The sequence below is a fragment of the Nocardiopsis sp. NPDC055824 genome, from assembly GCF_053616335.1.
Window position 1 is genome coordinate 1 of sequence record NZ_JBSHDN010000195.1, and the last position, 12,025, is coordinate 12,025.

A 12,025-nucleotide genomic window follows, 5' to 3' on the forward strand; every position below is an offset into this window, starting at 1 on the left:
GGCCCGGGGGCGTGGGCCCCCCCCACCCCACGGGGGGTTCCCCCCCGCGGGGGGGGCAACCCCCCCCCCCGACCCGGGGGTAGGGGCGGGGGCCTTCGCGTGAAGGCCCCGGCCCGGGGAAGCCGCCTCGCAGGGCCTGGGGGCAGGGGCTCGGCGTTCACCGGAAGCCGGTTCGTCCTGTTACTGCTTGGCGGTCATGGAAATGCCGCTCATGGCGAGTGAGAACAACCGGACGAAGACCTTCCTCACGTCGGGGTCGCGGTCGATTCTCTCCAGTGAGAAAAATCTTGGAGGGTTGAGGTCCATCGTCGTCATGCCGCCGCCTCCTCCCTCGGGGGTCGAGAAGATCAGGAGGCACCGGTAGGACCGCACGACCCCTCCCCACTCCTCGCGCATGAACGATTGGAGGAGGACGTCTTCTTCCTTCACCTGCCTGCGGAGCGCATGCTCTGAGCTCCACCGGGTTCCCCACCCCCGCTCCTCCGCCTCCAGCTGGATTTCGAGCAGGGTGGGGAAACTGATCCGGCACACGCGGAAGTCGGGGTCGCTCGAATGAATGGTGGGCATCAGGGAAAATTCTCCACGGTAGGCGTCTGCGCGGGTCGGCGTGCCGGGGGTTGTGCCGCCCTGGGATCTCGCGCCGATTCCATTTTTGCGCTCGAGGCCGAACGGGCGGACCTGTGGCCCCGGTTGCAGGTGTGTGGCCGGCCGCCGGAGCGAGGAGACTCGCATCCGTGCACTGTTGGCCGGGTGGCCGGTCGGGGGCCGGACACACGGGCCGGGCGGCCGCAGCCGGTCCGGCTCGCGGCCGGGTGTCGGCGCCCGGTTGCCCCGCTACCGTGTGCCGGCGAGTCCGCCCATCACCTCGTACGTCTGCCGCGGATTCAGCGGCGGGTGGGGGAGCGGTCCCCGGGCGGCCTCCCAGTGAAGGCAGCAGGCCTTACGAGTTGGTGCGTGATAGCGGGTGAGGCATGGTGGACCCGTCCGCGGTGCGGTCGCAGACCAGCCCGGCGATGGCCCGGTAGGTGGCCGGAAGGTTCTCCCGCCGATGGGTCCAGCGCGTCGACTGCTTCCAGCGCTTGTGGTCGGCCAGGGCGTGCTCGACGGTGATTCGATCTGCCGAATGCGCGTGGCGGTGGTGCTTCCACTGCTCATGGAACTCGGGTAGGGCACTCTTGTTCGGTTTGCGCGGCGGAGTGCGGGCCTGCTGCGGGTGGTCACGTCGCAGACCCGGATAACCGTCATCCAGTAGTACTTCTACCTGCGGGAAGAACTGGAAACAGGAGTCGATGCCCTCGATGCGTGCCGCGGTGGCGTCGTGGATCCGACCTGGGCGCATCGCGTCGGTCCACAAGGTGCGCCCGTGGTGGTCGGCCACGGCGGTGGCTTTCATCGTGCTTGTGCTTCTTCTTGCCGGAGACGAACGCCCGCCGGCCGCCCCGTCCCGCGCGTGGCCGCGGGACTTGGATCTCGGTGGCGTCCAGCCGCAGTTCCACACCCTCGGCGTGGGCGTGGGCGAAGACGTCTTCCAAGGTGCGCAGACGCACCCCCGGGCGGTTCGGGACCGCGTGTCCACGCTCGACCGGCAGGGTGCGGATCTGGCCGACGGCGCGGGGGAAGAGTGGAGCGGTCCACCCCGAACAGCAGGCCCAGGACCGCGTGCGGCAGGTCATGGCGCAGGTGGATCAGAGTGGCCACCAGGCGGTCGACGAAGACCAGGCGGTGCCGGGCACCCGCCCCAGCTGTCCGTTTCCTCGACCCGCCCCGGACCTGGTTCTTGTGGTTTTCCGCGGCCACTTCCCAGGGGTGGGCCAGTTCCTCGACGAGCGCGGCCAGGTGGTGACGGGAGATACCGGTAAACCAGGGGTGGGCCAGGACCGCGCGGTTGAGCTTGATCGCCACAGCCAGAGCATGTCACGACTCTTCAGCGGAGCTTCACCCGCTATCACGCACCAGCTCGTAAATCCTGGAGCGTTCCTCCTAGCCCCCAACAAGGCCATCCAGCCACCCGCACCGAGCTGAAGAGCACATCAGGCCGGGGAAGCGCTTATGCCTTCGCCCCAGCCGCGCGGCGGTACCAGGCCTCCGCCTCCCTCGTCTCGCCCCGCTCCTTCAGCAGGTTCCCGAGGTTGTTCATGGCGCGGGTGTAGTTGCCGTCCTCGGCAATGGCTTGGCGGTACCACTGCTCGGCCTCATCCTTCTCGCCCTGCCCCTTCAGCAGGTACCCGAGGTTGTTCATGGCGCGGGGGTGGCCATCCTCAGCGGCGCGCCGGAACCAGTCCTCGGCCTCATCCTTCTCGCCCTGCCCCTGGAGCAGGATGCCGAGGTTGTTCATGGCGCGGGTGTTGCCGCCCTCAGCGGCGCGCCGGTACCAGTCCTCGGCCTCATCCTTCTCGCCCTGCTCCTGGAGCAGGATGCCGAGGTTGTTCATGGCGCGGGTGTTGCCGCCCTCGGCGGCGTGGCGCAGTCGGGGATCTTCGTCATCTTCGGAGAGAGTGGCGGGTGTTTCGAGGCGAGGGGGTGTGGTGCGGCCGGTGAGGAGCATGTCTAGGATCTGGCGTGCGGTGGGTCGCTGGTCGGGGTCCTTGGCCATGCACGCCAGCACGATGCCCAGGAGCGGGTCGGCCAGGTCCCCGGTCTGGGGCGGGTGGTTGAGGACCCGGTTGATGCGTGAGGCCTGGGTGGGGCCGGGGAAGGCTTCCGAACCGGTCGCCGCGTGAATCATGACCGCACCCCAGGCGAACAGGTCCGCGGCCGACCCCAGGGTGGTGCCCTCGATCTGCTCGGGGGCCATGTAGCCCAGGGTGCCGATCCGGGTGGCCGTGGAGGTCTCGGCGGCGTCCAGGGCGCGGGCGATCCCGAAGTCGATCACCCGCGGCCCGTCCGGACCCAGCAGGATGTTCGCGGGCTTGAGGTCGCGGTGCACCACCCCGGCGGCGTGGATCGCGCTCAGCGCGGTGATGGTCTGCACCGCCAGGCGCTGCAGGTCCCCGCCGGTGCGGGGGCCGTCCTGCCGGACGGCCTGGGACAGGGTGGGGCCCTCGATGTACTCGGTAGCGATCCAGGGCCGGTCGGCCTCGGCGTCGGCGTCCACGATCTGGGCCAGGCAGAACCCCTGCACCTTGCGGGCGTTGACCAGTTCCTGGGAGAAGTAGCGGCGCACCTGGGCGTCCTTGGCCAGGTGGGGGTGGAGCAGCTTGACCGCCGCGCGCCGCCCGACGGCGTCCTGGCCCAGGTGGACCGTGCCGAACCCGCCCGAGCCCAGCTCCCGCACCAGACGGAACCCGCCCACGTGTTGGCCCCCACCCACCGCTGCTCCCAATTGTTCGCCGTTCCTTGCTCAACCAATCTAGACAGATGCGAGCGAAGGCGCTATCGGATCGTTGGCGAACCCTGGTGGGGTCTACCGCTAAATCATGTAGCGATTATCCTCGCCCCGGGCTACCTTGCGGCTCCCGTGGCTTCGGGAGAACCGGCCCACTGACACACCTGGCAGATCCACGCCACCTTCGGCTACCGCGAGTTCCCCGCGGAAGCCTCACTCACCTCCGCCACCATCATCTCCGTCCTGGTTGAGCATGCTTTGCGGGCTCCAGAACTTCCGCAGGGGGCCCAGGCCATACCAGGTCAGGAAGCCGACAAAGCCGAACAAGAAAAAACCCTCAAGGAGGCTGCTTCTGGAGAAGGCCCAGATCCCCAGGAGCACGGAGAACTGGGCGATCAGTCCCAGGACGGCGATCGTGCACACAACCACGACGGTCTTCATGATCCCAAAGACGCCCGCAACGGATTCGTGAAACTCGTCCGTAAATTCTTTCTGTTCCGCTCGCTCCGCCGCTGCCCGCGGCCCGGCGTCGGGCGGCGCGATACCGGGGAGGGGGGAGGCCGCTGTCGGCCGAAGGTTGGGAGAGTCCGGCGTATGCCCTGCTGGAAGCCTGCTTGCAGCCCCGCCCCACAAGGACCGAGCTGCCTGCCAGAAGAAGGCCGCGGCCCCAACCCACAACGCAGCCCCGAGATACCAAATCACCATACTCCACGCAAGAGGCGCAAGAAGAGCACATGAGATGGAAAGTCCTAATAGTGTCAGACCGAGGTGGGTTCGGTGTTTCATCGCCACGCTCCTAATGTTCTTGTCCCCACCCTTTTAAACGCAGGCGCCGCTTCGGTGGTTCCACGCCTAGCGGGAGCGCGTATCCGGGTATCGCCCATTTTGTGGCCGTTCCTGCTGAACGATCACGGAAAGTCGTGTTCGGGGCTTCGGTGCGCCGGGGCTTTTCGTGGCGTGGCGCAATTGGCTGCGCGGCTCCAATGAGAACACCAACGGCCTGCTCAGGCAGTACTTCCCCAAGGGCACGGACCTGTCGGTCCACTCCCGCGAGGACCTGGACGCGGTCGCTGTCGAGCTGAACTCCCGCCCACGCAAAACGCTCGGCTGGGAAACCCCAGCCGAGCGCCTCGCTAAGCTAATCGCCGCAACCAACTGACCTCACGTGTTGCGACGACTCCTGGAATTCGCCTTGGTTTGCCCCGAGCCAGCGACGCACCATCCGGACGAGGGCGGCGGTGTCGTGTCGGCGGAACCAGGCCACGACACAGACGAGGACCAGGGTGGCCGCCGGGATGGCGACCAGGTCCGGGGTCGCGATGGCGCTCAGGACCGTCGCGCCGATCATCAGCGGGATCTGGCAGAACAAGGCGAGGCCGCACAGCCGGGGAATGAGCAGCGCGATCGCCCCGGCGAGCTCCAGCCAGCCGACGACGACCATGCCGGGGATGCCGAGTCCGATCAGCTCGAACGGCGCGACGGCGATGGGGTCGGCCATCGCCTTCGGGAGGGCGATGAACGCGAATACGACGGCCAGCAGCACCTGCAACGTCCAGAGGGTGACTGTGCCGGCGACGGGTCGGGGTCGGGGTCGGGGTCGGGGTCGGGTTGAGGGTGTCATCGTGGGCATGTCGGTTCCTGTCGTGGTCGACCGTGTCCCGGTCTGAGGTCGTGAGGTGGCGCAACAAATTAGAAACCGTGCCGCTGCGGCATACTCAAGGCCCGCACCGAGGGAAGTGGAGAAAGCTCGCCTCCTGGTGCGTGGCGAGCACTTGACCAGGTCGGAGCAGAACAGGCTAATGACCGGGCAGTTCGGCATCGGTCAGATGATGTGCGTGGCCACTGGCCTGGTGATAAGGCCGATGACATCAGAGCGGCGCCAGGGCGCCGACACCGCCGCGCGCGGACTCGTAGGCGGAGCCGACGCGCACGAGGACTGCCTCCCGAGCGGGCGACCGATGAGCTGGAGGCCGGACGGCAACCCCCCGGAACCCGGTCTGGTCGGTACCGTCAGGGCGGGCAGGACGGTGAGATTGGCTGGTGCGCACAGCCTGACATGGGCGTCGGAGACTGTTTCGACACTCCCGTCCGGCCAGTGCAGGAGCTCCTGGCCGACCGGCACCGCGGTGATCGGAACGGTGGGCGCGACGACCACGTCCACGGTCTCCAGCAATCGTGCCCAGGCGGACCCCATCAGAGTGCGCACCCGCTGCGCGCGCAGATACTCGGTGGCAGGTACGAGTTCCCCCCCGCTTCCAGGAGGACACGCACGTCGGGTCCGTAGTACTCCGGGGACCGCCACAGAGTGTCCTGGTGGTAGGCGGCGGCCTCAGGCACCATGATCCCCCACTGGGCCGCGTGCACGGATTCGGCCAGCGGAATCTCGACGCCGACGAGCTCGGCACCAAGCCCGGCCAGCGTCTCGACGGCCGAGCGCACCGCTTGTTCCACGTCGGGTTCGATCCTGTCGAAGAAGTAGTTCCCGGGCACCCCGATCCGCAGTCCGGTCAGGTTCGTGCCGATGCCCCGGGTACGGTCCTCGACCGGCACCCGCAGTGTCGTCGGGTCCCTGAGGTCGTGTCCGGCAACAGCGTCGAGGACGAGTGCGGCGTCCTCGACCGTGCGGGTAATCGGTCCGACGTGGTCCAGGGTCCACGACAGAGGTATCGCGCCGTGTCGGGGCACCAGACCGTGTGTTGGCTTGAGCCCGACCGCGCCGCACAGGGCGGCCGGGATACGGATGGAGCCGCCGGTGTCGCCGCCGATGGCGGCGGTGGCGCCGCCCGACGCCACGGCTGCCGCCGACCCGCCGCTGGAGCCGCCTGCGACACGGTCGGTAGCCCAGGGATTGTGCGTGGCGGGAGTGATGGTGCCGTAGGCGAACTCGTGGGTGTGTGTCTTGCCCACCGGTACGGCGCCCGCCTCCTTGAGTGCGGCTACCACCGCGCTGTCAGCGTCAGGGATCCGGTTTGCGTGGACACGTGATCCGGCGGCGGTGCGGGTGCCGGCGGTGTCGAAGATGTCCTTGACCGCTGCTGGGATGCCGTGGAGCGGGCCGCGGTGCGATCCTGCAGCGATCTCGGCCTGTGCGCGGGCTGCGGCGCGCAAGGCGGCCTCGGGCGTGAGAGTGGCGAACGCCGAGACGTCTTCCTCCACATGCGCGGCGCGGGCGAGGACGGACTCGGTGAGTTCGATCGGTGAGAGTTCCTTCGCCGCGATCGCGCGGGAGGCGTCGGCGAGTGTGAGTTGGTAGGGATGCACGCGGTCCTACTCCTTGTCGTGGACGAAGGCGGGAGAGACCTCTCCCAGGTCGACGTCGCGCAGCGCGGAAGTCACGGAGAGAATGCCGTTGAGTGCCGCGGCGATCGGTACCGGGCGGTCAGGTGTCAGAGGCGGGCGGATCCTGCTCGCGAGCAGGATGACGTCCTCGGGTGTGTAGGGCTCGGGCACGGGTGGTCAGCTCCTTAGTGCGGTGCGGTGGACGACGAACGTGCCGACGGCTGCCAGAACCGCGAGCGCGATCAGCGCGGCCCCGTAGTAGCCGGTCACGGTGACCAGGGAAAGGGCGTCGACGGCGATGCCCGCGGTGATGGCGGGTAGGCACATCGCCAGGTAGCTCAGGAGGTAGAAGGACGACATCAGGCCTGCGCGCTCGTGCGTGGCGGCCAGTGGGACCACGGTGCGCACCGCGCCCTGGAACCCTGCTCCGAAGCCGATCCCGGCCACCGCCGTCCCGGCGAAGAAGGCCGTGGTCACACCGAGGTGTACACCTGCCAGGGTGATAGCGATCCCTGTCGCCAGGGCCGTCGCGCCGATGAGCATGACTCTGGTGGCCGGAGCGGAACGCAGGACCAGGACTGCGGCCGCACCGCTGATGGTGAGCGCGAAGACGGCGGCCCCGGCGGCCAGGGGCGCGGTCGAACCGGTGACGGCACTGGTGAGTGAAGGCCCCAGGGAGAGGTAGAAGCCGCCCAGCGCCCAGACCGCGATGTCGATGGGGGCGGCCACGAGCATGGCGCGGCGGGCCTGTTGGGGGACTCCGATATTCGGCCGCAGTGAGGCTAGGGCTCCGGGTCTGCGAGCGGCCGTCTCATTCAGTGCACGGATCCCGACCGCTTGCGACAGCAGGAGCACGATGAGTACGACATAGACCAGGCGCATCGGTTCGGGGAGGTATTGCACGAGGGCACCCGAGCCCAGGGCTCCAGCGGCCATGCCCGCAATGGGGGCGACACTGTTGATCAGCGGCCCGCGTCCCGGAGCAGTATCGAGCAGGCCCGCGCCGAGCGCACCCGTGGCGATCCCGGTCGCCAAGCCCTGGACGACGCGTGCGGCGATCAGCGTCTCGATGGGCAGCACCCCGTCCCACGTCGAGCGCCCGCCCGCACGGTCCAGAGCCGCTTGGCGGGCGGACTTACCCGCCAAGCGCACGTCCATGACCAGCAAACGGCCCCGCATCGCCCCACGGGACCCCTGCCGCCACGTGCACCGGCGCAACGCGGTGCGCCCCTGTTCCAGGGCCAGGTCCTTCAACGAGCGGGCCGGGGTCCGGTAGCGCGGCAGACGCGGCCCCGGCCCGGACCGCTCGGGCGCCTGGGGCACCGCCCCACCGGGATGGGAGTTCAGATCACCGCGCACCGCGACCACGTAGTCCAGGCCCCGCTCGGCCAACCCGTGGCGCAAGCCATGGATCTGCCCGTAGCCGGCATCGGCCACCACCACCTGGTCGGCCAGCCCCCAGGAGCGGGTCTCATCGACCATGTCCAGGGCCAGCCGCCATTTCTCCCGGTGGTCGACCTGGTCGGGCACCCCGGTCTTGGCCCGACGCGGCTCTTGGGGGTCCGCCCAGTCCTTGGGCAGGTAGAGCCGCCATGCCAGGGGGACGGAGGCGGCATCGGTGACCGCGTGCAGGCTCACCGCGCTCTGGCACACCGCCTGCTTGCCCAGGGCGCCGCACCACTGGTGGGCCGCCCCACCGACTCGGTGCCGGCTTTGGGCAGGCCCGAGTCGTCGATCACCCACGCATCCGGGGTGATCGCCTCGCTCACCTTGGTGGCCAGGCGTCGTTGGACGGGGGTGTGCTCCCACAGGGACTGGTCCACGAACTGCTGCAGGGCCTGCATGTTGCCGTCCGGGAGGCGCTCGGTTATGGGCTGGATGGACTTGCGCCGCCCGTCCAGCATCAGACCGCGCAGGTAGCAGTTGCCCCAGGCCCGGGAGTCCTTGCGGGGGATGGACGCGAGGACCTCGGCGCAGAACGCATCGAGGTCCTCGCGCAGCTCTTCTACAGCGGCCGGATCCACGCGTCCATGATGGCTGAACGATGGGTGCTCCCATCAAGGAAGAAGCCGTATACGGTCCGACCTGTGACAACACCCGACCGCTCTGTACTACTGGGAGATGTATACCGGGCGCGACCGCTTCGAGCGGTTCTACCCCGAGCCGCTCGCCCCGGGAACCGCGGCGTAGCGCACCGCGGCGCCACCCCCGACTTTCGTCGGCCCCGGCCGGCACGGGGCCGACGTTCGGGGGCGGTCGTCCCGGTACCCCCGGCCGATGTCCCGCACCGGCCCGTTCCCTAGCGTGGTGTGGCATCAGGAAGTGGAACGACCGGAAGGAACAGGACATCTTGTCGAACAGGTCACAGAGCCGCAGCGGAGCGGGCGCGCGTATCCGGCAGGCGGGCCCCCGCGTCGCCGCCTCGGCGCTCATCCTGGCCCCCGCCCTCGCCCTGGCCGCCCCGGCGCAGGCCGAGCGGACGCCCGCATGCCTCGGTGAGGAGGGCGCCACCGTCGAGGAGGCACGGATCGCCGGGGAGGTCCCGCAGGAGATCCTGGCCAGATCCGGGTTCGCCGCGGACGTGGACCGCTTCACCGAGGAGCTGTGCGCGGCGTCCGGCACGGACGAGGCGGGCGAGATCGTCGGGCGCCACGCCGACGCGCTCTGGCGCAAGGCGGTGGACCGCGTCCGCGGGACCGGGGCCGTCGAGGGGGACCTCAGCGCCGGGGACGACCGGCCGCTCTACTGGGCGCGGCTGGGCATGACCTCGGCCCTGCACCGCTGGGAACCGGGCTTCGAGCTGGCCGGGGCCGACCGCGAGGCTCTCGTGGCCGACATGGACCGCCGCTCCCGCGGCCAGGACGACGCCGGCTTCGCCGAGGACCCGGGCGGCCCCGGGGTGTCCCGCGTCGTCGTGACCGGGTTCGACCCGTTCCAGCTCGACAACGACATCCGCCAGGCCAACCCCTCCGGTGCGGCCGCCCTCGCCCTGGACGGAGCGGTGATCGAGACCGGCGAGGGCGTCGTGGTCGTCGAGGCCATGCTCTTCCCGGTGCGCTGGCGCGACTTCACCGACGGCATGGTCGAGCACGCCCTTCTGCCGCACTACACCGGCGACCGGCCGGCCGACGCGGTCATCACCGTCAGCCAGGGCCGGGACGGCCGGTTCGACCTGGAGGCGCACAACGGCGCCTGGCGCGGCGGCGCCGCGGACAACGAGTCGGTCGGCACGCCGGAGACGGCCCCCATCCCCGAGGGCGTCCCCACCGTCACCCCCCAGCCGCAGTGGTCCGACTCCTCCCTGGACCACCCGTCCATCATCGGGGAGACCGGCGGGGAGCCCTTCCCCGTGGTCGACAACACCCAGGTGACCGAGATCCCGGCGGGCGGGACCGTGCCGGTGGTGCGCCCGGACGGGCCCACGCCCGGCTCCGAGGCGCGGGCCGGGGGCGGGGGCGACTACCTCTCCAACGAGATCGCCTACCGCAACACCCTGCTGCGCGACGCCACCGGCCTGGACATCCCGGCCGGGCACGTGCACACGCCGATCCTGCACTTCGGGCCCGGCGGCGGCGTCACCGACCCCGAGTTCGAGGAGAACCGCGCGGCCATCTCCGGCCAGGTCGAGGCCATCGTCGCGGCCGCCGTCCGACCGTGACCGCCGGGGGCGGGCGTCACCACGGGCGCCCGCCCCCGCGACCCCCGGACCGCCGTCCGGCCCGTCGTGGGGGCTGCGCGGCGGGACGGACGACTGACGCTTTTCACAGGACGTTCACCAGGAGATTCCCACCGGCGAAACGGGGAGGCGGTCCGAGACCCGTGCCGGGCATTTCCCCGGAGGAACGGAACGGCTCCGTCCTCAGTGCACTGTGAAGAAGATGTGTGCGTTTCATGAGGGCATTGACCGGAAGTGCGCGCGGAGGGCAGGATGCTTATGCGTTCCGCTCTGAACTGTGAGTTTCCCGAGCATCGGAAGCCGTGTTTTTCCTCATCCGGACTTCGTTCCGGGGGATGTGGTTCCCTCTGGAAGCCCTGCAGTTGTGGGCATGCAGGACCCGGATTCGCCCCCTGGGTGAGGTCTTGGTAAATTCTTCCGGTCCCGGTGAAAAGGTGGGTAAGTCGAATGCGCGGTCGGGTTCAGCGGTTTATCCGACGTGCGTAGATGTCGTTCCCTGTCCCCTTGTCCATGCGAGGTGATCGGAGAGTGAAACGGAGATGAACATCGGCGCGGACCGGGCGTCCGCGAAGAAGGCGTGTTCCTGACGTGCCGGTCGTCGTTCCGGCGTTCCCTTTCATGCTCCGCCCCGATCCGGGCCCCTGGCCACCGACATCCGACCACAGAACGTCCGATCATCCTGAGGAGACACACGATGTCCGCTGACCGAACGAGTGCGGCCCCCCGACGAGCCACAGCAGCGGCGCTCACCGGCCTGCTCGCCGCGGGACTCGCCGTCGGCCTGCCCGCGACCGCCGCCGCCGGCACCGGGCCCTCGTCCGTCTGCACCTCCGAGGCGCACCCCGAGACCGCCGAACGGCTCGACCAGCGGATCAGACAGGAGGCCGCACTGCGGGAGGGCACCATCGCCGTGGGGGTCTCCGCCTTCGAGGGGGACCTCGTCTGCGAGCTCGGCGCGGACACCCGGTTCGACGCCGCCAGCGTCGGCAAGGTCGTCGTCCTCGGCGCGCTCCTGCGCACGGCCATGGACGAGGGCAGGGAGCTGACCGCACGGGAGCACGAGCTCGCGACCGACATGATCACCGTGTCGGGCAACGACTCCGCGGTCGAGCTCCGCAACCAGCTCGGCCCGGAGCGCATCCAGGGCTTCCTCGACCTCGCCGGGATGGACGACACCCAGTTGCACCCCGAGGGGTACGTCGGTCTGATGAAGATCAACGTCGGGGACCAGCTGACCCTGCTCGACGTGCTGGGCAGCGACAACGACGTGCTCGGGGCCGACGAGCGCGCCTACGCCCGCGGCCTGATGGGCGACGTGACCGAGGAGCAGCGCTGGGGCGTGCCCACCGGGGCTCCGTCGGGCGCCGAGGTCTACCTGAAGAACGGCTGGCTGCCCTACGACAATACCGACACCTGGCGGATCAACAGCATCGGCGGGTTCCGGGACACGCCGGTCGGGGACTACGACGTCGTCGTCCTCACCGACGGCAACGACGGCATGCAGTACGGCGTGGACACCATCGGGTCCGTCGCCGTGGGGGTGCACTCCGTCCTGTCGGGCGAGGGCATGAGCACCCTGTCGCAGCCGACCCGGACCCCCGAAGCGGTCTCCGACGGCTCCGACCGGGCCTGAGCCTCCGGCTCCGCACCTCCTGGACGGTGGACGCGGAGCCGAGGCGTGGTCCGGGCGAGCGGGGCCGGACCACGGGGGCCGTGACCGCGACCGGCCACGGCCCCGGAAGCCC

The 12,025-nt window shown here is 69.8% G+C and carries 13 protein-coding genes and 1 pseudogene; 3 read left to right on the top strand and 11 right to left on the bottom strand.

The window, feature by feature from the left end; genetic code table 11:
* Positions 1 to 180: 180 nt before the first annotated feature.
* The 5 genes from ACWGL3_RS26675 to ACWGL3_RS26695 form a co-directional block, all read right to left on the bottom strand.
* The gene (locus ACWGL3_RS26675; RefSeq protein ID WP_267949491.1) at positions 181 to 567 is read right to left on the bottom strand and encodes a hypothetical protein; all 387 of its coding nucleotides are present in this window, start codon (positions 565 to 567) and stop codon (positions 181 to 183) included.
* A 373-nt stretch (positions 568 to 940) separates the two neighbouring features.
* The gene (locus tag ACWGL3_RS26680; protein ID WP_452461926.1) at positions 941 to 1,498 is read right to left on the bottom strand and encodes a transposase family protein; all 558 of its coding nucleotides are present in this window, start codon (positions 1,496 to 1,498) and stop codon (positions 941 to 943) included.
* Entirely contained in the window at positions 1,390 to 1,902 is a 513-nt protein-coding gene (locus tag ACWGL3_RS26685) for a helix-turn-helix domain-containing protein (RefSeq protein WP_452461927.1), read from the bottom strand. The genes ACWGL3_RS26680 and ACWGL3_RS26685 overlap by 109 nt, the downstream gene beginning before the upstream one ends.
* 145 nt (positions 1,903 to 2,047) lie before the next feature.
* Entirely contained in the window at positions 2,048 to 3,292 is a 1,245-nt protein-coding gene (locus ACWGL3_RS26690) for a serine/threonine-protein kinase (RefSeq protein ID WP_267949493.1), read from the bottom strand.
* Between the two features lie 246 nt (positions 3,293 to 3,538).
* Complete coding sequence (locus tag ACWGL3_RS26695) at positions 3,539 to 4,117, bottom strand: hypothetical protein (RefSeq protein ID WP_452461928.1); 579 nt, start codon at positions 4,115 to 4,117, stop codon at positions 3,539 to 3,541.
* Positions 4,118 to 4,292: 175 nt separating this feature from the next.
* On the opposite strand from ACWGL3_RS26695, the pseudogene ACWGL3_RS26700 reads away from it, so the two are divergent.
* Positions 4,293 to 4,484 (top strand): annotated as a pseudogene (locus ACWGL3_RS26700) (transposase); the annotation flags it as partial.
* Here the strand turns inward: ACWGL3_RS26700 and ACWGL3_RS26705 are convergent.
* From ACWGL3_RS26705 to ACWGL3_RS26730, 6 genes are all read right to left on the bottom strand, one after another.
* A complete protein-coding gene (locus tag ACWGL3_RS26705) occupies positions 4,464 to 4,868 on the bottom strand; it encodes a DoxX family protein (RefSeq protein WP_267950352.1) in 405 nt (134 codons plus the stop codon). The pseudogene ACWGL3_RS26700 and the gene ACWGL3_RS26705 sit on opposite strands and share 21 nt — an antisense overlap.
* Positions 4,869 to 5,147: 279 nt before the next feature.
* Positions 5,148 to 5,519, bottom strand: a complete 372-nt coding sequence (locus ACWGL3_RS26710; RefSeq protein ID WP_267950353.1) for an amidase family protein — start codon at positions 5,517 to 5,519, stop codon at positions 5,148 to 5,150.
* Positions 5,519 to 6,586 carry an amidase gene (locus tag ACWGL3_RS26715; RefSeq protein WP_267949495.1) on the bottom strand — a complete coding sequence of 356 codons (1,068 nt, stop codon included), beginning with the start codon at positions 6,584 to 6,586 and terminating at the stop codon, positions 5,519 to 5,521. Before ACWGL3_RS26715 ends, ACWGL3_RS26710 begins: the two co-directional genes overlap by 1 nt.
* Before the next feature lie 6 nt (positions 6,587 to 6,592).
* Positions 6,593 to 6,775, bottom strand: a complete 183-nt coding sequence (locus tag ACWGL3_RS26720) for a hypothetical protein (protein ID WP_267949496.1) — start codon at positions 6,773 to 6,775, stop codon at positions 6,593 to 6,595.
* A 6-nt stretch (positions 6,776 to 6,781) separates the two neighbouring features.
* Positions 6,782 to 8,347, bottom strand: coding sequence for an IS701 family transposase (locus tag ACWGL3_RS26725; RefSeq protein WP_431061501.1), 1,566 nt, complete (start codon positions 8,345 to 8,347; stop codon positions 6,782 to 6,784).
* A complete protein-coding gene (locus ACWGL3_RS26730; RefSeq protein ID WP_267949498.1) occupies positions 8,239 to 8,628 on the bottom strand; it encodes a transposase in 390 nt (129 codons plus the stop codon). Before ACWGL3_RS26730 ends, ACWGL3_RS26725 begins: the two co-directional genes overlap by 109 nt.
* Before the next feature lie 326 nt (positions 8,629 to 8,954).
* On the opposite strand from ACWGL3_RS26730, the gene ACWGL3_RS26735 reads away from it, so the two are divergent.
* On the top strand, positions 8,955 to 10,262 hold the full coding sequence (locus ACWGL3_RS26735; protein WP_267949499.1) for a pyroglutamyl peptidase: 1,308 nt from the start codon (positions 8,955 to 8,957) through the stop codon (positions 10,260 to 10,262).
* 712 nt (positions 10,263 to 10,974) lie between these two features.
* Positions 10,975 to 11,913: a serine hydrolase gene (locus ACWGL3_RS26740; protein ID WP_452461929.1), complete on the top strand. Its 939-nt coding sequence runs from the start codon at positions 10,975 to 10,977 to the stop codon at positions 11,911 to 11,913.
* Positions 11,914 to 12,025: the final 112 nt, after the last annotated feature.